General features: G+C 41.1%; 14 protein-coding genes. 7 read left to right on the top strand and 7 right to left on the bottom strand.

Features of this window, described 5'->3' with window-relative positions; genetic code table 11:
- Window positions 1–78 precede the first annotated feature (78 nt).
- The 7 genes from PL_RS19220 to PL_RS19190 all read left to right on the top strand — a co-directional run bounded on the left by PL_RS19220 (window position 79) and on the right by PL_RS19190 (window position 12320).
- Window positions 79–1050, top strand: coding sequence for an energy transducer TonB (locus tag PL_RS19220; RefSeq protein WP_052496094.1), 972 nt, complete (start codon window positions 79–81; stop codon window positions 1048–1050).
- A gap of 49 nt (window positions 1051–1099) precedes the next feature.
- The gene (locus PL_RS19215; RefSeq protein WP_348620124.1) at window positions 1100–2068 is read left to right on the top strand and encodes an alpha/beta hydrolase; all 969 of its coding nucleotides are present in this window, start codon (window positions 1100–1102) and stop codon (window positions 2066–2068) included.
- Between the two features lie 164 nt (window positions 2069–2232).
- Window positions 2233–5241 (top strand): SusC/RagA family TonB-linked outer membrane protein, encoded by a 3009-nt coding sequence (locus PL_RS19210; protein ID WP_082035841.1) that lies wholly within the window; start codon window positions 2233–2235, stop codon window positions 5239–5241.
- An 11-nt stretch (window positions 5242–5252) separates the two neighbouring features.
- Window positions 5253–6824 carry a RagB/SusD family nutrient uptake outer membrane protein gene (locus PL_RS19205; protein WP_052496095.1) on the top strand — a complete coding sequence of 524 codons (1572 nt, stop codon included), beginning with the start codon at window positions 5253–5255 and terminating at the stop codon, window positions 6822–6824.
- 15 nt (window positions 6825–6839) lie between these two features.
- Window positions 6840–8279 (top strand): alpha-L-fucosidase, encoded by a 1440-nt coding sequence (locus PL_RS19200; protein ID WP_087149059.1) that lies wholly within the window; start codon window positions 6840–6842, stop codon window positions 8277–8279.
- An 80-nt stretch (window positions 8280–8359) separates the two neighbouring features.
- Complete coding sequence (locus PL_RS19195; protein ID WP_052496096.1) at window positions 8360–10429, top strand: glycoside hydrolase family 2 protein; 2070 nt, start codon at window positions 8360–8362, stop codon at window positions 10427–10429.
- Between the two features lie 109 nt (window positions 10430–10538).
- Window positions 10539–12320, top strand: coding sequence for a patatin-like phospholipase family protein (locus tag PL_RS19190; RefSeq protein ID WP_041879011.1), 1782 nt, complete (start codon window positions 10539–10541; stop codon window positions 12318–12320).
- Window positions 12321–12516: 196 nt separating this feature from the next.
- On the opposite strand, the gene PL_RS19185 is transcribed toward PL_RS19190, so the two are convergent.
- The 7 genes from PL_RS19185 to PL_RS19155 all read right to left on the bottom strand — a co-directional run bounded on the left by PL_RS19185 (window position 12517) and on the right by PL_RS19155 (window position 20846).
- The gene (locus PL_RS19185; protein ID WP_041879014.1) at window positions 12517–13521 is read right to left on the bottom strand and encodes a bestrophin family protein; all 1005 of its coding nucleotides are present in this window, start codon (window positions 13519–13521) and stop codon (window positions 12517–12519) included.
- 9 nt (window positions 13522–13530) lie between these two features.
- Window positions 13531–13881, bottom strand: coding sequence for a hypothetical protein (locus PL_RS19180; RefSeq protein ID WP_041879016.1), 351 nt, complete (start codon window positions 13879–13881; stop codon window positions 13531–13533).
- Between the two features lie 69 nt (window positions 13882–13950).
- A complete protein-coding gene (locus PL_RS19175; RefSeq protein ID WP_041879019.1) occupies window positions 13951–14706 on the bottom strand; it encodes an SDR family oxidoreductase in 756 nt (251 codons plus the stop codon).
- Window positions 14707–14847: 141 nt separating this feature from the next.
- Window positions 14848–15219, bottom strand: coding sequence for a helix-turn-helix domain-containing protein (locus PL_RS19170; RefSeq protein WP_410429542.1), 372 nt, complete (start codon window positions 15217–15219; stop codon window positions 14848–14850).
- A gap of 84 nt (window positions 15220–15303) precedes the next feature.
- A complete protein-coding gene (locus tag PL_RS19165) occupies window positions 15304–16056 on the bottom strand; it encodes a LytR/AlgR family response regulator transcription factor (protein ID WP_041879024.1) in 753 nt (250 codons plus the stop codon).
- A gap of 80 nt (window positions 16057–16136) precedes the next feature.
- Window positions 16137–17462, bottom strand: coding sequence for a RagB/SusD family nutrient uptake outer membrane protein (locus PL_RS19160; protein WP_041879027.1), 1326 nt, complete (start codon window positions 17460–17462; stop codon window positions 16137–16139).
- An 18-nt stretch (window positions 17463–17480) separates the two neighbouring features.
- Window positions 17481–20846 carry a SusC/RagA family TonB-linked outer membrane protein gene (locus PL_RS19155; RefSeq protein WP_041879029.1) on the bottom strand — a complete coding sequence of 1122 codons (3366 nt, stop codon included), beginning with the start codon at window positions 20844–20846 and terminating at the stop codon, window positions 17481–17483.
- Window positions 20847–20871 lie beyond the last annotated feature (25 nt).

The following is a 20871-nucleotide window of genomic DNA, read 5'->3' as shown; positions in this document are numbered from 1 at the left end:
TATAATAAAAAGATAAGATCAGATTAATTTTTAATTATTAAGAACTCTGAATAACTTGCACTATAATTCTTCCGGAACATGCTCAGATTCAATTTACTGCTCTTCTGTCTGCTTTGCCTTTTTCTAAAGACATCTGCGCAGCGCCAAAACACTTATTTCCTTAAAGACGATGGTCGTTATGTTAATCAGGCTGACAGTGCGGATTATATCCGTCATGTGATAGAGCCTGCCCGGGGAAGTGATTTATATCGTATAAAGGAATATTACCCCGATGGCACAAGAAAAAGCGAAGGGCTGTCCAGTAAGATAAACCCGCCTCTTTATGAAGGTGTACTCACTACATTTTTCCCGAATGGGAATATAAAAGGGGTTTCAACCTATCTTAAAGGTCAGCCTATAGATACAACTACCTGTTATTATCCTGACGGCAAACTCTATAGCATACAGGTATATAAAGCAGTTGCCAAACCAGTCAAAGGACTGCCCCGGCAGGAACATGAAGTTGAAATACTCACAGTCAAAGATACTGCCGGTAAAGACAGAGTCAGAAATGGTAACGGAGATTATATCGGATATGACAGTGACTTTAAAGAAATTACAGAAACAGGAAAAATAAAAAACGGTAAACAGGACGGTATCTGGACTGGTAAAATTAAAGACAATTTTTCCAGGTATACTGAAATCTATGCCGACGGAAAATTAATCTCCGGAGAAAGTACGGATGAAAAGAATATCAGTTATAAATACACGGAATCCAGGAGACAGCCGGCCTTTAAAGGTGGTATAAACAAATTCTATAATTATCTGACCGGTCATACCAGATATCCTCCCAGCTGTTCTAAGTACGGGATACAGGGTGTTGCAATTGTGAGATTTGTAGTTGAAAAAGACGGGACCTTAACTGATATAAAAGTGCTGAATACCATCCATCCTGACCTGGCAGCAGAAGCAATCAGGGTGATGAGTCACTCCCCTAAATGGGAACCTGGTATATGGAAAGGTAAAGCAGTAAGAGTCAGCTATAATGTTCCGTTATCATTTAACCTTTAACCTGCCCATAGCATAAAATTGTCCCTGACAGCTAAAAATCTCTTAAATCATGAGCCCTTCCCTTTTTCACAAGCTTAAAAACTATAAACTGATACCTGTCTTTTTATTTTTCACCTTAACGGGTTTCGAAAACATTTCTGCACAGGAAATCAAACCCTCAGCTCCGGTTCATCAAACAACTTTCACCTACAGTGTCAAAGATAAACAGGAGTTAAAAATGGATATTTACAGTAACCTGGATCTGCATTCGGTCCAACCCTGTGTCATATTCGTTTTCGGAGGAGGTTTTATACAAGGTACAAGAGACAGCAAAACTTATACAGAGTATTTCAACAGGCTGGCTGCAAATCATTATAAAGTTATCTCCATTGATTACCGTCTTGGCCTGAAAGGCGTAAAAAAACTTTCCGCTTTCAATACCAAACCCTTAAGAAGTGCAATTGATACCGCAGTTACTGATCTGTATAATGCGACTGCCTATCTGCTTAAAAATTCAAAGACCCTGGGTATTGATCCGTCAAAGATCATCATCTCAGGTTCCAGTGCCGGCGCAATCACGGTATTGCAGGCAGACTGGGAAAAGCGGAATCATACCAGTTTAAGTTTCCAGCTTCCTGCAGATTTTCAGTATGCCGGAGTGATCTCTTTTGCCGGTGCCATTTTAAGTTATAAAGGCGCTCCTTCCTATCCGGTTGCCCCTGCACCAACTCTGTTCTTTCATGGAACGGAAGACAAATTGGTTATCTACAATAAACGCCGCTTTTTTAACAAGGGATTTTTCGGCTCCAATTATCTGGCTAAAAGATTCAACGAAAAAAAATATCCCTATTACTACATGCGGGTAGAAGGCATGGGACATGAAATTGCCGGCTTACCCATGCACAGAAATCTCAATGAAATACTCTGGTTTATAGACACCTATATCCTGCAGAAGAAACAGTATCTGATGACTGTGGACTTCAATGATCCGCAAGATAAACGGACAATGATGCTCACTCCTGCTGATCTTTACAAATAAAAAACAAGATTAACGCCCTGCCAAAGTAGGATATTGATCTTCAGGAACCATAATTTCAAACGTTTGAAATGCATGAACAAACGTTTGATCTTCCGGTCATTTTATTTTTCAGCTTCTCTGCACTTCATATCTTCTCTAGTTTAGACTATCTAAACAGACCAAACATGAAGAGAAGAAACCAGTGTAAAACCACATCCTTTTGTGGTTTAATCCTAATCATTTATCTGACCATTTCAACCGTCTTTCCTGTGCATGCCATGCATGCAGATCAAAAGGCAATGATCAGACCACCCGAGACTGTAACCGGAACGGTTAAAGATCAGAAAGGGCAACCCATACCAGGTGTTTCTGTTAAAATAGAGCACACAAAAAATGGTACCGTGACCGATAATGACGGTCACTTCAGTTTAAAAAATGTTCCTGCCGAAGCTACACTTGTTATCTCTTACATTGGCTATATCGAGCAGCATGTTAAAGTCACCCGGGAAAATATCAGTATCGTTCTGCTGGAGAATGTAAATGTCCTTGACCAGGTGGTTGTGGTCGGCTATGGTACACAGAAAAAAAGTGATGTAACCGGCTCTATTTCTTCCGTTCCCAAAGAACGTTTGCAGAATCTGCCGGTAACCAATGTGTTGCAGGCGATGCAGGGATCAGTTGCAGGGGTAAATATCAGTACTTCATCTTCTGCACCCGGCAGCTCTCCGGCTTTTTATATCAGAGGTCTGCATTCCATTACAGCCAGTAACAACCCACTGATTGTTTTGGATGGTATTCCATTCAGCGGAACCTATAACGACATCAACACAACAGATATTCAGTCAATTGACGTTCTGAAAGATGCATCCGCCACAGCTATTTATGGAACAAGGGGTTCTAACGGAGTCGTGCTGATTACCACCAAGAGAGGAAAAACGGGTAAACCAGTTGTAGCTTACAGTACCTGGTTTGGCCTGGAGAATATCACCAATGCAGCAAAACCCATGAGCGGTGCACAGTATGCACAGAAAAACCTTGATTATACTGCACAAACCAATAAGACACCAGCCCCGGTACCCAACCAGTTTGAAAAAGAAAACTACGATAAAGGCATAGAAACTGACTGGCTTAAGGAAATCTCCCAGCAGGGTTATATTCAGAATCATGAACTGAGTATTTCTGGTGGTACTGAAGATGTCAAATACTATGTGTCGGGTAACTATACCAAAGAAAAAGGCGTATTAAAAGGTTATCAGTATAACCGCATCAGTGTCCGTTCCAATCTGGATGCTAAAATCAATCCCTGGTTAAAGATGGGAACCAATCTGTTTTTCACCAATAACAATCAGGATGGAGGACAGGTAAACCTTTATATGGCTACTGTCATGAGTCCTTATGGCTCCCTGTATAATGCAAAAGGAGATTACGAAATTTACCCGATGAATCCTGAGCAGCTTTATACCAATCCCCTGCTGGGTCTATATTCGCCAACCAAAAGATTATTAAGAACATTGAGTGGTAATGCCTACGCAGAAGTAACACCTGAATTTCTTAAAGGATTTAAATACAGACTGAATGCGGCCTATACTTTCAAACCAGACCGTGCCGCTGATTATACCGGCCGTAAAGCCGGAGATCTTTTAGGTACCGCAACCTTATCCAACGGAGTAGATGGCGGCGGCGAGGGACAGAACTGGTTAATTGAAAATATCTTCGGTTATCAGAAAGCCTTTGGAAAACACAATATTGATATTACCGGATTATACAGTTCGCAAAAAGATGAATCCTTCCGGTCCACGATCAATGCCAATACCTTTATCAACGATATGCTCGACTACAATAATATTGGTGCCGGGCAAAAACAAACCACTTCATCCAGGTATACTGCAAGTATGCTTGTCTCCCAGATGCTGAGAATCAATTATGCTTATGACAGCCGTTACCTGTTAACCTTAACTGCCAGAAGAGATGGTTATTCAGGTTTTGGAGATGCCAATAAATACGGCACATTTCCTTCTGTAGCCTTAGGCTGGAATATTGCAAAAGAATCATTTTTGAAAGACAGTAAATTAGTCAACGAATTAAAACTGCGTCTGTCTTATGGTATTTCAGGAAACCAGGGAGTTGATCCTTACAATACTTTAAGTACCTTAAGTACTACGCCCTATATCTATGATGGCGTGACTACAATTGGGGTAACACCCAGCAGAATCGGGAATAAGAATCTGAAATGGGAAAGTACAAAAGGTTTTAATGCAGCTGTAGACTTTTCTATCCTCTCTAACCGCATTACCGGTTCACTGGAAGCTTATTCCACCAATACCTACGACCTGTTGTTATCACGTAAAATACCCAACATTACAGGTTATACAACCATTCTGGATAATGTAGGTAAAACTTCCAATAAAGGATTTGAAGCCAGTATCACCTCAACCAATATAGAAAAGAAAAATTTCACCTGGCAGACCAATTTCAATTTCTCTTTAAACCGCAATAAAATAATATCCCTTTACGGAGATGGTAAAGATGATATCGTGAATGGTCTTTTTATAGGTAAATCACTCAGGGCTGTTTACGATTATAAACTGGCAGGAGTATGGCAGACCGGTGATAATTTCGCGATTGATCCATCTGCTAAACCGGGAGATTTAAAGTTCGAAGATTTAAATGGCGATGGAAAGATAAACTCCCTTGACCGTACTTATCTTGGAACCCGTCTGCCCAGCTATATTGCCGGTTTAACCAATACTTTTAAATACAAACAATTCACCCTGAATATCTTTATTCAAACCACTCAGGGAGTTTTAAAACCCAATACCATATACGATTACCGTGATCAGGTAGGCAGAATTAATCTTCCGGCCAGTTATACCTACTGGACACCTGAAAACAAAAGTGATACCCGTCCATCACTGGCCTATACCAATTCCAGACAGTATACCTACCCTGTCAACGGATCTTTTACCCGGATTAAAGATGTGACGCTGAGTTATGATTTTGCAAAAGAAAAGCTGAATAAACTCAAAATCAGTAACCTCAGAGTATATGTCAGCGGACGTAACCTCGCCACTTTCACCAACTGGGAAGGCTGGGACCCTGAGGCTGATCCTTATCAGTACTTTGATAATCAGAAAAGCAGTTTTTACCCACTGGTCAGAAACTTTGTATTTGGTATTAACATCGGTTTACTATAAATATTCAGATTATGAGAAAATTATCCTTTTATATATACACGCTGGCTCTGTTTGCAGTCTTCATTGCCGGATGTAAAAAGAGCTTTTTAGACGAGAATTTAAAATCTTCCTATGCCCCGGAAAACACACTGGTAGATCCGCTGGGTTTTGAAGCAGCAGTTGCTGGTATGCAAAATACCGTGCGCGATCAGTATGAAGGCGATCAGGGTATGATTGCCACGATGTCAAATGGTACAGATATAGCCAGAAACGGACAGGCCACCTCAGCGATGGTCCCTTATGAAAGTTACGGGCAACTCAATTCCCAGGATGTGGCCTCTGCGAGGTTCTGGCAGTGGGGATATAAAACCATCAACTCAGCCAATCAGATTATTGATGCCGCTGAATCAGGCAAAACCAGTCTGACTCCCGAACAAAAAAACGGCTATATCGCTGAAGCCAAATTTTTCAGAGCTTATGCCTATAATTTTATTTCCAGTCTTTTTGGTAGAGTACCCTTGCTTAAAAATTCGCTGACTACACCAAAAACAGATTTTGTACGGGCACCTTTAGACTCCGTTTTGAATTTCATCATCACTGATTTGACTTTTGCAGAGGCAAACCTGCCGGATTTTGCTAAATTGAAAGCGCAGGGCCGCATTAGTAAAGCTGCTGCCACCCAGCTCCTGTCTTTGGTTTATCTCAGAGCAAATAAACCTGAACTGGCAGAAACCGCAGCAAAAAGAGTAATTGCCAATGGTGCAGTCAAACTGATCAGTAACCGGTACGGCATCAAAAAAGATCAGCCGGGAGATGCCTTCTCTGATCAGTTTATTTATGGAAATATGAGAAGAAACCAGGGAAATACTGAAGCCATATGGGTAATAGAACAGAACTATAATGTTCCCGGTGGTTTCAGCCCTACAGATCAGCGCAGAAGATGCTGGGTCCCGTTTTACGTCAATATTTCGGGTATGCTTGTCGCTGATTCACTCGGAGGAAGAGGCATTGGCCGGATCAGACCAACCAACTGGTGGACTTATGACCTGTATAAAAAGAATGATATGCGTAACTCCGGTTTCAGTGTACACCGTAAGTTTTACTATAATGACCCCGCGTCTTCCAAATATGGTAAACAGGTAGTGGTGACCGGTTTTGATACGATTCAGAATATTTATGCCCATACCACTAAATGGAACTACTATACCGATCAGGAACCCTTTGGTACAATCACCTATAAAGACCGCATACAAATGCGTTTGGGAGAGACCTATCTTTTACTGGCAGAAGCACAATTTAAACAGGGTAAATTAGCCGAAGCAGCAGCCAGTATCAATGTACTGCGTACCAGAGCAAATGCAGATCAGGTACAGGCCGGAGATGTTACGCTCGATCTTATTCTGGATGAAAGAGCAAGAGAACTCACTGCCGAAGAAGACCGCAGAATTACCTTAATGCGTACCGGTACGTTATTTAACCGTGTGCAAAAGTATAACCCAACCTCAGCAGGCTCTATTAAAGATTACAATCAGCTTTTACCTATCCCACAGGCAGAAATTGATTTAAATAAAGATGCTAAATTAGAACAGAATACAGGTTATTAACCTAACACAATGAAGATGAAACGGAATTTATTGCTACTGCTGATCCCTCTGATGTTCACCTGTCAGACAAGCCTGGCACAACAACCCGCTGCTCAGGGAGATAAAGTTTCGCTGGTACATGGTGCTCACCGTACCGGACGCAGAACAGATGCAGCTATGGCCAGATGGCGTGCCTATGGATTAGGCCAGTTTATACACTGGGGTTTATATTCCATTCCCGGTGGAGAATGGGATGGTAAAACCTATAATGGTGCTGCAGAATGGATCCGTTCCTGGGATGGCATCACCAAATCTGCCTATGACTCACTGATTTATCATTTCAACCCGGTAAAGTTCGATGCTACAGCATGGGCAGCTGCCGCGCAGCAGATGGGTGCAAAATATGTAACCATCACGACAAAGCATCATGATGGTTTCTGTTTATGGCCAAGCAAATACACCAGCTATACCGTTGCCAGCTCACCCTATAAAAAGGATCTGATCAAACCACTGGTTGACGCTTACAATAAAGCCGGAATTGATGTAATCCTCTATTTTTCTATTATGGACTGGAGTAATCCCGACTGGCGTTATGACATCAAAACCAAAGATGACAGTATAGCATTTGAACGTTTTAAAAAATTCACCCGTAATCAGTTACTGGAACTGCTTGAACGCTATCCCACAACCAAAGGGCTGTGGTTTGACGGAACCTGGGACAATGCCTGGGTAAAACAAGCGGCATTTGCAGATGAACTGGAAACCGAAATGCGCAAAATGCGTCCGGGCCTGATTATCGGAAGCCGTTTCCGTGCAGACGAAAACGGGAAACGTCATTTCGACACCAACGGTCAGCTGATGGGTGATTATGAACAGGGCTGGGAACGTAAAATTCCCAATACGATCACCGAAGTACATGGAAACGACTGGGATTGCGTCATGACCGTACCAGAAAACCAGTGGGGTTATAATGCCGCCTGGAAAGGTCATATCAAAACTACTGATGAACTGCTCGAAATGCTGGCTAAATGTGTCTCACTGGATGGTAATTTTGTCTTGAACTTCGGGCCAAAGGGCGATGGTTCTATCCGCAAAGAAGAGCTTAGCCTGGCCAGGGAAATCGGTGACTGGATGGCCGTTAATCAGGAAGCCATTTATGGTTGTGAATATGCAGGTCTGGAACCCCAGAACTGGGGATATTTTACTAAGAAAACCGGTACCGATAAAATCTATATGCTGGTTTTTAATGTCCCGGTTTCAGGTGCACTGAGAGTAAAACTACCAGTACAAACCAGTATCAGTAAAGCCTACAGGTTAGGACAGCCGGCACAGACATTTGTTCCTGAAGAAATTCAGGCCAGTGAGAGTTTTATCCATTTGAAAACCACCAGCGAAAAACATCCTTTTGTAATTGTCCTGGAAACAGCAAAAAAAACGGAGAATCCAAAGGTTAAATATGAGAAGGCAAAAACTTAATTCCGGTAACCTGCTTCAGTCTGTTTAATCAACCGGAACAGGTTCTTATTTTCTTTTAATAAAAATACAAATTTCAGCACATGACAATTCTATATTTCAGCCCCAGATCTACCTTTTCAGTCCTGTTTTTCTTCCTGATATTTTTGAGTTTTTCCGGTTCCGGACAATCCAGAGCCAACGTCTCTTTTAACCAGGACTGGACATTCCGGAAAACAAATGATACGGTCAGCACAAAAAGCGTATGGGAAAAAGTAACATTGCCCCATACCTGGAATGCGACCGACATGCAGCTCAGCAAAGATTTTTATGAAGGGGAAGGACAATATAAAAAACAGATCGTATTTGGTCAGGAGTATCAGAACAAAAGACTGTTTCTGCGTTTTGAAGGCGTTGGACAGGTAGCTCAGGTCTATGTCAACCAGAAACTGGTGGGTACACATCAAGGTTCTTACAGTGCCTTTTGTCTGGAGATCAGCCATGCGGTAAAACTGGGACAACTGAATACCATCCTCGTTAAGGTTAATAATAAGGCCCGCAAAGACATTATCCCGGTCAATCATTTCTTATTTGGTATTTATGGCGGGATTTATCGTCCGGTAAGTTTGCTGGTTACGAACAAAGTCAACATTACCACTACAGACTATGCCTCTCCCGGGATTTATATTGCACAGAAAAATGTAAGTACAGCATCTGCCGACGTTAGCGTAGCCGTTAAGGTTGAAAATACAGAAAGCAGCTGGCAGGATATAGCTATCAGAACAGCCATTTATGATCAGACCGGTAAACTTACTGATAGTAAAACGACTACGCAGCAAATCACTACCCAGGGCAGACAAAAATTTGTTCAGCATTTTCAGTTAGCCAGCCCGCATTTATGGAATGGTTTAAAAGATCCTTATCTGTACAAAGTTAAAACACAATTGCTGCGTAACGGGGAAGTAATTGACGAGGTAGAACAGCCGCTGGGTCTGCGCAAGTTTGAAATTATTGCCGGTAAAGGTTTCTTTTTAAATAATCAGCCTTATCCGATGTATGGGGTTTGCAGACATCAGGACAGATGGCAGTTTGGTAATGCTTTAAGCAACGCCCAGCACAAAGAAGATCTGGATATCATCAAAGAAATGGGTGCAACAACGATACGTTTTGCCCATTATCAGCAGGCTGAGTATCTGTATTCTAGCTGTGATACGATGGGTTTTGTCATCTGGGCAGAAATCCCTTTTGTCAATACGAGTACAGGCGAAGAAGCAGATAATGCGAAACAGCAGTTAATGGAACTGATTAAGCAAAATTACAACCATCCCTCTCTGTATGTCTGGGGCCTTCATAATGAGGTTTACGGCAAAACACCTGCAGATTACCCGGCAGTATTGACCCGTGAATTAAACGATATCGCCAAAACAGAAGATCCGGACCGTTATACAGTGAGCGTAAGTGGTTATGGAGAAATGGATCGTCCTACCAATTTAAATGCAGATATACAGGGTATGAACCGCTATTACGGCTGGTATGAAGGCAAGGTCGGCGATCTGGAAGACTGGGCAAAAGGTATCACAGACAAATACCCTGCTAACAAAGTGATCCTGACAGAATATGGAGCAGACGGCAATGTTTTCCATCAGCAGGAACAGGCAGATCTGAAGGAAGCTTATGATTATACTTCTCCTTTTTATCCTGAAAGTTTTGAAACAAAAACGCATGAGGTACAATGGCCGGTAATTGCCAGACACCCTGCAATAGCGGCTTCCTATATCTGGAATATGTTTGATTTCGCAACACCAATGTGGAACCGTGGCGGCATGCCTGCCCGTAATATGAAGGGACTGGTTACTTTTGACCGTAAATTAAAAAAAGATGCTTTTTACTGGTATAAGGCCAACTGGAGCAAAGAACCTGTCCTGTATTTAACAGAACGTCGTGTGGTTGAGCGTAAACATGCTGTTACCCCGGTTACTGTTTATTCAAATATCGGACAGCCGGAACTGTTTCTTAATGGAAAAAAGATAACAGCTCAGCCTGTGCAGGGAACCAATAATATCCAGTTTATCTTTAAAGATATACAATTAAAAAAAGGCAAAAATATACTCAGAACAGTTGCAAAAAAAGACAATAAAACCTGGAGTGATACGATAGAATGGTCATTAAAATAAACATAAACTGAGCCTGTTAATTTAATAACAGGCTCTTATAAATTGATATTGTTCAAAATTAGTCATACCTTTTTATCCTGGATAAATTAATCTGATCAAAATCAATGTTATGAACTATTCAGTGCTTCAGCCGCGAAAACCTGAACATATTGCTTTAAGCTTTTCAGGCGGCGGTTTTCGGGCGGCATCCTACTCACTGGGTTGTCTGTCCTATATGGAAACTGTTTATATTGATGGTAAAAAATTAACCTCCCTCGTTCATTTTATCTCATCCGCGTCGGGCGGAACAATTACCAATCTGGCTTATACCGCAAGTCAGCGCAAAGGACAATCCTTTCAGGAGTTCTATACCGGCATGACTAAACATATCTTACATGGCACTACACTGATAGACCGCGTGTTTAAAATCCTTAATGCAGAAAGTCACTGGAAAAAGAGACCGGATAAATCCAGAAACCTTATCAATGCCTTTTCCATTGCCTATGATGAACTGCTCTTTAAGGAAGAAGTTTTCGGCATTTACTGGAAGCCGGTAAAAAATGCAGTTAAAGAAATTTGCGCCAATGCTACTGAATTTGATAACGGGATGCTTTTCCGTTTTCAGAATGCCGGGATACCAGGAAATAAATTTCTGCGGTTCAGGAATGAAAAAGCAGCAACCGAAAGCTTAAAAAAGATTAAACTGGCAGATATACTGGCCTGTTCTTCCTGTTTCCCACTGGGTTTTGAACCTTTTGTATTCCCTAATGATTTTACTTATCATGACCTGAGTAAAAATGCGCTGGAAACAGCAATTAAAGAAGATCCCCGTTTTTCTCCGGATAAAGGGCCCCAGAATGAAACGCCACCACCACGTTTTGTATTGATGGATGGTGGAATTGACGACAACCAGGGAATAGATTCCTTTACCAGGGCAGAAGAAAGACTTCAGAACAAGAACATATTTGGTTATGATCTGTATATCACCTGTGATGTGAGCAGTAATTATACCAGTGGTTATGATTTCCCTGAAGAAAATAAAAAGAGCTGGCTGCAAAAACTTAACCTGCTGCAATACCTGCTCATTTTAGTCCTGTTCAGCGGCATATTTATCACCGGCATTCTTACCGGAACCCTGGTTGAATTGTGTTATGCTTTTTTAGGCATCAATGCTGCTCTGCTATTAATCGCTGCTTATTTTTTCACCAAAGGTTTTTTCGCTTATCAGCAGGTGCAAAAGAAGAAACAGACTTATGGCATAGTCATTCTCGGGCACATCTTTTATTTTCTGCGCCTGCGGCTGAGTGTGCTTTTACAACTGATAGATTCACGGGCTACCTCGGTTGCCTATCTTTCTGCTATCGTATTTCTGAAAAAAATCAGAAGAGTATCTTATGACCGGCTGTTTGAAAAAATTTCAGAACGCAAGATCAAAGCCGATGGCACGCTATTAAAAAAAGGGGAAAAAGAATCATTAGTGCAGCAAATAGAATTGAAACACTGGCGGCAATTCAGTTTGATGAATGCCATTTATTCTCTGAGTCCTAAAAATGACTATCAGCGCATGGCTGACCTTAAAGCAGAATCCTGGTATAAGAAAAATCCATCAGTGCTGGTTAACGGAAAAAAAATGAATCTGGCAGAGTTAATGAAACCGTCTGCGGTGCTGCAGCTGGTAGCAGAATCTGCAACAGAAATGGATACTTCTTTATGGTTTGACAAAAACCATCAGCAGGAAAAAAAACCTGCGGCATTAATTGCGACCGGACAGTTTACCACCTGTTACAGTTTGCTGCGTTATGCTTTTAGATTTGACAGCAATGATCCTTACTGGTCAGGTCTGCAGAATCAATTGGCTCAGGACTGGTGGGAGTTTAATCAGTCACCTTTCAAAATGTACAATAAGTCTTAATTCCTGTTTTTTTGATTTGATTTCTTCAGCAGAAAGAGCAAGCTGTGTTCAACTTCTGTATGATTCCACTTCGGGTACAACTCAACTCCACAGTGAGTCCACGTATTTGGGCAAAAAGGTGGACTCAACGTGGACTCACTGTGGACTCGTGGTGGACTCACACAGAGTTTAATCCGGCCACAAACGGTCTTCTGTTTTACATCAGAATATCGTTCTCTGCAGCTATTGCCGGTGGCAAATCTGTTTCACCCAGAATCTCCAGCAAATCAATTTCTATAGTCCTGCTCATAGAAGTAATGGGGATATCATTAGGCCCGCCTTCAAAAGGGTTTTCTGTACTTTCACCTACCTGTTCCAGTGAGGTAAATATCCAGCCTACAATCATGCTGAAAGGTATAGTCAGCCATGCGCCATAAGTACCCAGTTTAGCACATTCACCCAGCATCCCGAAAGGCAGTAACAACACCAGTAAACGAATAAAAAACAAATTGATACTGGCAAACTGTCTGGGATAAGGGAAATTTTTAATCCTTTCACTTTTACCCTGGCTATCATAAAAGTCTCTGAGCAGATGCTGTAATTCTATATGATATAAAGTATCCAGCTGCTGTTTATCGTGCAGGGCTTTCAACTGTGCCGACTGCAAAGCGATAAGCTGGGTTGCCCTGTTTTTCTTTGCTAAAACAGCTGTCCGCTCCTGCTCTGTTAAATAAGGTTTTAGTTCTTCTGACAGATCACTCTCCCATTCGGATACCTTATAGTGCACTCTGAATTCGTGGTTATAACTTTTCGTCTTCACATTCTCCCAGTTCCTGGATTCTCTTAACTGAAAACGCAGACTGGTTAACCAGGCAATATGGCGGTTAATCATTTCACGGTGTACAGTTTTTGCTTCCGCCGTATCTGTGATCTGAATCATGTCCCTGACCATAATGGCAAAGGTACGGCTGCTGTTAACTATGCCTCCCCAGATTGTCCTGGCCTCCCACATTCTGTTATAAGTCAGGGTATTTTTAAAACCTGCAATAAAAGCTGCAGCCGTACCTACCAGTGTAATTGGCACCCATGGGATAGCCAGCCACTTCCAGTCCAGTACCTGGTATAAAAAAGTGGGTACAAAGGATAAGGCAAATAACCAGTAAATATTTTTCCTGGTCCAGCGTAAAAAGACGTTTAGTTTGTAATGACTACCTATATTCATGAATGCTGTTTATGCTTTACTTAATGGATGCTGCAGATAAATAATGACCAGTGAGAGCAGCAGAAAAGGTAGTTCAATAGCAAAACCTTTGAGATCTTTATCGCCTAAATGGAAAGCAGCAATTAATAAAATACCTGCGGCAGTGATAAAGTTTCCGATCAGAAATGTCCTGGGAAATAAGACCAGCACTGCACCAATCATAGTAATCACGCCAAGAACCATTACACTGTTTTTGCCCATATCCCATTTACTGAACATTTCCAGCATGGGTGCTTTACCGGAGAACATGGCCCAGCCCTGTTTGACACCCATATATAAGGCAAAAAGGATAAGTACTGAATTGATAATTTTTAGTATCATATGATAGGTTTTTATTGAAGATAAAAAAAGCCGGTGATTAAACCGGCCTTTTAAACAGGAAAAAATTCATTACCTGGTGGTATAACCGCCATTGGCAAAAATGGTCTGCCCGGTAATCCACCAGCCTTTGGTAACCAGAAACTCTACAATAGGTGCAATATCTTTGATATCAGTCAAACCGCCTAAAGCTGAAGCTGATTTATGATAAGCTACCGCATCAGGATCTTCCTGTCCATAAAAGAACGGGGTGTCCATTGGCCCGGGACCGATAGCCGTAACTGAAATTCCTCTTGCGCCAAGCTCTTTTGAAGCAGCTCTGGTAAAATGTTCTACCGGAGCTTTTCCTCCCGCATAGGTTGAATAATATCCGGTATAAGCTGCCAGCAGTGAAGTGACTATCGTACAAATCTTACCATGATCGTTCAGCTGTTTTCCAGCCTCCTGAATAAAGAAATAGGCAACCTTTGAATTGATATCAAACATCGCGTCATATTCAGCTTCGGTGGTTTCTCCATATGGCTTTTTCAACACCTGGCCCACTGTATTGATGGCTATATCAATACCACCATATTTTGCTTTCGTTTCTGCAAAAAATTTACTGATGTTATCTACCTTTTTGAAATCTGCTTTAAACAAAAAAGCTTCTCCGCCTTTTGCCTTAATATCCGCCAGTGTTTGTTCTGCGGCATCTTTAGTGTGATCACTGTTATAGTGAATAGCTACTTTAGCTCCCTGTTCAGCAAAATTGCGGCTTAATAAACCTCCCAGATTTTTAGCTCCTCCTGCAATTAATACTACTTTACCTTTTAACTCATTTACAGACATAACATTGGATTAGATGATTAACTCTATTAATTAATTTATAAATGAGAGCGCCTGTGATTTATCGTTTAAATGCTGATCAAACCCTCACCATACAAAGGTTGACATTAAATTCAGTGTCATTATGGTGAACTTTTCGGTTCTTTAAACAGGTTTCTGATCCGTACTTCTGAACTGTCCGGGTGTTACACCTGTATACTTTTTAAAGAACTTTGAAAAATTGGAAGGATCATAAGTTAGCCTGCGGGCTATTTCGGCAATCGGTAATGAGGTTTCGAGCATTAATCTTTTCGCTTCATCCAGTATTTTACGGTCATAAAAGTGACAAGGGTGATGTCCCTGCGTAAATTGTATGGTATCACTCAGATGCTTTGCTGAAATAAAAAGCCGGTCTGCAATCTGGTTAATTTCCAGCATTTCAGTTTCCTTCCCGGCAATAAGGTTGGCCAGATGCTGATCTAAAAAAGCAAAATAGGCTATGGTGATTTCTTCGTTTCTGGTTATTTTCTTTGGCACATCCATCCTGATATCGTGTATTCACTCAATATCATAAATCATGCCTGTATCTATATGGTGAGCTTTTCGGAATATTGTATTGATTTACTGATCAAGCCATTGCTTAAAAGCCTCAGCTCTTTCTTCACTCACCACAACTTCTATATTTTCCGGTTTGGGAGACAGATTGATTCTGACCCGGTTGCGCGAAAGCCTGTACATCTCTTTGATTGCATTGATGTGGATGATAAATTTCCGGTTAATCCTGAAGAAGCTTTCGGGATTGAGTTTAGGTTCCAGACTTCCGATAGTTTCTTCAATGATATAATTCTGCTGATCATTGGTGACCAGAAAAAGATACTTATCATCTGCCATAAAATAAGCAACCTGATCGGCAGAAACTGTTTTAATCAGCTTCCCTAATTTAACCATAAACCGGTTGCGTGTTTTACCCAGCACCTGTTCAACCTTTTGTACCAGTTGCGGAGTACTGACAGCTCCGGTATTTTGAATATTACTGAGTTTATTTAAAGCGAGCCTTACATCTTCTTCATCAAAAGGCTTAAGCAGGTAATCGATTCCCTGATTCTTAAAAGCTTTAAGTGTGTACTGATCATAAGCTGTGGTAAAGATCACCGGGCTGTTTACTTCAACCTGCTGGAAGATCTGGAAACTTTCTCCATCGCCTAAATGAATATCCATGAAAAGGATGTCGGCTTTATGCTGCTGTAACCAGAGTACCGCGGCTTCAACTGTACCTACAACAGCATGTACCTGGATATCGGGATTAATGTGCACAAGCATATTCTGCAGGGTTGCCGCAGCCAGTTCTTCATCCTCAATAATCAATACAGTCATGCCTTAATTGCTTGCCTGTAAAAGTAAAAAAAAAACCGGCCTGTAGAAACAGACCGGAGTTAAAACCATTTTTAAATTATTTATTGCAGATTGGGATTGTTTGTAATCGCTGCTTTTGGGAATGGCAGGGTATATCTGGGATCATTCTGAATCAGGTTATAATCAGCTCCGCCTACCGTGTGTTTGATAGCCGGCTGTCCATATCTTCTCAGGTCATACCAGCGGTGACCTTCCAGCGCCAGTTCTCTTTCTCTTTCCTTATAAATTTCCTGCAGCAGATCAGCATTGGTTAAAGCCTGGATTCTGCTCTTTTCTGCAGCAAGATAAGCAGGTTTTAAACGTTTGGCTTTCAAAGCCAGTAAACTTTCTGTTGCCAGTGCAGGATTACCGGTTTGTAAAGCTGCCTCTGCCTGGATCAGATATAATTCGCCATTGCGGAAAGAAATCTTAAACTCATTTGAAGCTCCTTTTGCAGAGCGATAATCATTGCCCGATTTACTAAAATATTTTGCAAAACGAAGATCGTTGTCTTTGTCATAGATACTTAACAGGTGAGCCGAAATTGCAACCGTATTGGACACTGAAACATTCATTGCCTTTTCCATTGCCATAATACTTTCTTTAGCCTGATAGTGATTTGGAGATTTACTTCCTGCAGCGTTCAGATCTTCCAGTTCGTTATTTAACTGTAAAGCCTGCCGGGCTGCTTCCAGTGCTTTACTCCACTCTCCTCTGAACTCATGTACTCTTGCTTTTAGAGCCCATGCTCCACGAGTTGTAAAACGATAGTTTTTACCTGTATCAAAAGTATTGATATTTAATAATTTCTGACCTTCGTTAATATCACTCAGTATCTGGCTGTAAACCTCTTCTATGGTAGCAGGTTTGTAATTGGCTTCCAGATCCATTTTCAGTACCAGAACCACACCACGGTCAGTTGCAGCGCTTGATGCCTGGTAAGGTTTAGCGTATAAATTAAGCAGTTCAAAATGGTTGTAAGCACGTAATAGATAAGCTTCACCTTTAATCTGTGCTGTCACGGCACTTTTTCCTGCTCTGTTCTCTACTTCTGCAATGACCTCATTGGCAAAGAAAATAGTGTTGTAAAGTGCCACATACTGGAATGAAAAAGTTGACGGATCAGGAGTCGCATCGTTCCATTTATAAATATCACGGTAAAGTATAACATCCTCCTGGTCTTCGTTCAGTTTCAACTCGTCAGAACGTAAGGCCAGTAATGATTTATGTTCTGAAAACGAATTGTAAGCTGAAGTTAACAAAGCTCTGAAGTCTTCAGTAGTGGTAGGAATTACTCTTCCTACCGGTTCAATATCTAAATATTTTTTACAGCTGCCCAGGGTGAATAACACCAATAGTACAGCACATAATTGTATAATCTTCTTCATTTTGAATATATATTATAGTTAAAATGTTGCGTTCAGTCCAAAAGAAATACTTCTGGAAATAGGCTGTGTGTAAATACTGCCATAAGTTTCCGGATCAGAATAACCTTTGTAATCAGTACTCAGGACAAACAGGTTTCTGCCCTCCACACTCAGTCTCAATGAATTTGCTTTGATTTTAGCAGAGATTTTTGCCGGTAAAGTATAACCTAAACGAACACTGTTTAAGCGGATATAGCTCATCTTTTTGGCAAAGACATCCATGTATTTATAAGAACTGATCGGGTCACCGGTGTTATACCAGCTATTCACCATCCAGCGGCTGCCATCACCAGTATCAGCACCAATAATCTGAGGCTGATTAGTATTGGTGTTTGATGGAGTCCAGGCATTCAGAATATCTTTTGAATAATTCTGTCCGCGGTCTACTGTCGCCGGTAAATAAGAAGGCGCACTCAGTACCATCTGATTCAGATTGAAAATAGTAGTAATAGCCAGATCCAGATTACCATAACGGAAACGGTTAACTAAACCTCCTGTAAACTTCGGATCTCTGTCACCCGCATAAGTAAATAGTTTTTGAAACTCTTTATTGGTTAATGAAGTTGCAGTTGCCTGTCCTGGTAAAAATTCAGCATAAGGGTCGTACAGTTTATAAAAATCTTCCAGAGAAACAACTTTGCCGTCTTTGTTGAATTGTGGGATACCATTAGCATCCAAACCAGCAGTTTTCAGCACAAATAATCCGTTCACAGGATAACCCTCTCTTGATGGAAGGAACTGGCCCGACTTCGGTTCGTCTCTGAGTACCTTACTCTTGTTATGAGCGATGTTAAAGTCTGTCCACCACTGGAATTTACCGGTGCTGATATTTCTTGTCGAAATAGTCAGTTCCAGTCCTTTATTTCTGATGCGTGAAAAATTAGCATTGGTGAATTCAAATCCATTCTCCAGAGATAAAGCCTGTAAACCAATCAGATCTTTACTGTAACGGTTATAATAATCAAACGTTATCTGTAAAGCATTACCGAATAATCCCAGATCCATTCCTGCATTGAACGTTGTCGTTTTTTCCCAGCGTAATTTATCGTTTGGCGGGCTGATCACGTTAATAGAAGTTTCAGGATTTCCTGGTAAAATAGTCACATTATTATAGGCACCTACAATCTTTGGAGAGGTATTTTTATCAATATTACCCTGTACTCCATAAGAAGAACGGAAACGTAAATTTGAGATCCATTTGATATCTTTCACAAACTGTTCTTCACTGGCATTCCATGCGCCTGAAATAGAGTAAATAGGCAGATATCTGTATTTGGGATCTACGCCGAACAGATCTGAACCATCATAACGGGCACTGCCATAAACAGTATATTTCCTGTCATAGGTATAAGACAGTGTACCGTAGAAAGAAGCATAGGCATTCGCTACTTTGGACTTCTGATAGGTACGGAAACTTGCTTTATTTGCCTGATCGGCATTCGGGAACAAAATATTCTGATTGGTCAGTGTACGTTCATCAAAACCAAATCCTCTGGTAAACAAGTCTTCATTGTTATTTTTTCTGAATTCTGTACCTGCCAGTACTTCAATCTCATGCTTCTCACTGATCACTTTTTTGTATTCCATCAAAGTTTTCCAGTTATACTGAAAGAAAGAAGTCTGCTGATTTTGTATGATTCCGCCAACAGGGATAAAGTAATCATACTTTTTAGTAGCCGAATTATAATATCTGCTGCTTTCTCTGTATTTACGTCCAAAATAAGAATTAGCCGAAGCGTATTTTTCACTTTGGGTATCTTCAAACTGTAAGCCCAGTTCAGAGTGTAACTTCAGGTCCTTACTGATCTGGTAATCCATATCAATAATACTTTTCACACTTTTATTCCCTAAAGTATAACGGGTATTATTTCTTTCTTCAATGATATTAAAAGGAATATAAGTATTATTGGCAGCCAGTCCGCCGTTCTGGCCAAAGATATCCTGATCATAAACATAGGCACCGGAAGCGTCTCTTACCTGCTGGTATGGATTTACATTTCTGGAATATGCTGAAGGGTTGGTATAGGCATCCTGCTCGGTCAGGTAATTGGTCCGTTCTGTTTTGGAACCAAAAACAGCCACACCAAATTTCAATTTCTGAGAGATGTTAAAATCTGTCTTTAGGGTTAAATTATATCTTTTTAAACCTGATCCTATAGTTGTTCCTTTTTCATCGTAATAACCACCTGAAAAATAATAATTAGCCTGGTCATTTCCACCTGAAATACCTAAAGTGTACTGCTGATTAACTGATGACTGATAAAGTTCTTTACCCCAGTCTGTGTTATGCTGACGAAGGCCATTAATTTCATTCTGAGTAGCAGAGCTTAAACCTGCAAAACCATTAGTCCTGTAATTTTGCAACTCATTTGTTCTGTTCAGTATTCTGGCTACTGCACCCTGATCAGGACGGTAAACCAGATCCGGTCTTTTAGCCAGGCCTAATTCAAAATCAACTTTCTCCGTTGAATTCATCAGGTTTAACTTACTTAAATCAGGACGTTCTGCAATAAAGGTATTGGCACTGAAGCTGATCGCCATTGGCCCTTTTTTACCTTTTTTAGTCGTGATCACAATTACTCCGTTTGCTGCTCTGGCGCCATAAATAGAGGTTGCTGCCGCATCTTTCAAAATCGTAATATCAGCGATATCATCCGGGTTTAAACCTGCAATTGGTAAGTTACGCAACTGGTCAATGTTATCTTTATCCATCAGGTTGTTTGGCAGGTTGGTTCCTTCTAAAGGAATTCCGTCCAGTACCCATAAAGGATCTGCACTACCATTTAAGGAAACTGTACCACGGATACGGATTTTTGGTGCCGACGAAGGGCCGCCACTCAGTGAAGTCACAGCTACCCCGGCAATCTGGCCTTCCAGCATCTGGTCAATTCCTGCAACCCCCGACTGACGGACTTTACTGTATTCCAGCACTGCCGTTGCCGTAGTGTTTTTACGTTTTGAAATCGCAGTATAACCATTGACAACGACTTCGCCCAGTGTGTTTTCATTATTGGTCAGGGAGATCGTCAGTTTTGTCTTATTGATAATATTTACCAGCACAGAATTATAACCCATATAACTTACCCTGATAGCAGGAGTACCTTCGGGAACTGTTAATGTAAATTTACCTTCTGCATTGGTTACTGTACCGATAGCTGTATTCTGAATCACCCCAGTAACACTGGTCTGTTCGCCTATCGTGGCTTTGTCCACATAAACCGATGCTCCTGGTATTGGCAACCCTTCCGGATCTAAAACCTGCCCGCTTATCGTGGTTTGTTTCTGACTGTATCCTGAAAGGCTGATGCCCATCAGGAAGAGTAATAACAGTAGATTTCTAATCATAGTTTGTTGTTTAGGTGTGTTTGAT

The organism is Pedobacter lusitanus, assembly GCF_040026395.1.
Taxonomy (GTDB): domain Bacteria; phylum Bacteroidota; class Bacteroidia; order Sphingobacteriales; family Sphingobacteriaceae; genus Pedobacter; species Pedobacter lusitanus.
Note: the sequence above shows the minus strand (reverse complement) of the source record. Positions and strands in the feature narration are given on the sequence as shown.

What these genes read in the sequence shown, in the direction of transcription:
- PL_RS19220 (WP_052496094.1), top strand. Translation starts at nt 79, where the DNA reads ATGCTCAGATTCAATTTACTGCTCTTCTGTCTGCTTTGCCTTTTTCTA.
- PL_RS19215 (WP_348620124.1), top strand. Translation starts at nt 1,100, where the DNA reads ATGAGCCCTTCCCTTTTTCACAAGCTTAAAAACTATAAACTGATACCT.
- PL_RS19205 (WP_052496095.1), top strand. Translation starts at nt 5,253, where the DNA reads ATGAGAAAATTATCCTTTTATATATACACGCTGGCTCTGTTTGCAGTC.
- PL_RS19155 (WP_041879029.1), bottom strand. Translation starts at nt 20,846, where the DNA reads ATGATTAGAAATCTACTGTTATTACTCTTCCTGATGGGCATCAGCCTT.
- PL_RS19175 (WP_041879019.1), bottom strand. Translation starts at nt 14,706, where the DNA reads ATGTCTGTAAATGAGTTAAAAGGTAAAGTAGTATTAATTGCAGGAGGA.
- PL_RS19160 (WP_041879027.1), bottom strand. Translation starts at nt 17,462, where the DNA reads ATGAAGAAGATTATACAATTATGTGCTGTACTATTGGTGTTATTCACC.
- PL_RS19180 (WP_041879016.1), bottom strand. Translation starts at nt 13,881, where the DNA reads ATGATACTAAAAATTATCAATTCAGTACTTATCCTTTTTGCCTTATAT.
- PL_RS19195 (WP_052496096.1), top strand. Translation starts at nt 8,360, where the DNA reads ATGACAATTCTATATTTCAGCCCCAGATCTACCTTTTCAGTCCTGTTT.
- PL_RS19210 (WP_082035841.1), top strand. Translation starts at nt 2,233, where the DNA reads ATGAAGAGAAGAAACCAGTGTAAAACCACATCCTTTTGTGGTTTAATC.
- PL_RS19200 (WP_087149059.1), top strand. Translation starts at nt 6,840, where the DNA reads ATGAAACGGAATTTATTGCTACTGCTGATCCCTCTGATGTTCACCTGT.
- PL_RS19165 (WP_041879024.1), bottom strand. Translation starts at nt 16,056, where the DNA reads ATGACTGTATTGATTATTGAGGATGAAGAACTGGCTGCGGCAACCCTG.
- PL_RS19190 (WP_041879011.1), top strand. Translation starts at nt 10,539, where the DNA reads ATGAACTATTCAGTGCTTCAGCCGCGAAAACCTGAACATATTGCTTTA.
- PL_RS19185 (WP_041879014.1), bottom strand. Translation starts at nt 13,521, where the DNA reads ATGAATATAGGTAGTCATTACAAACTAAACGTCTTTTTACGCTGGACC.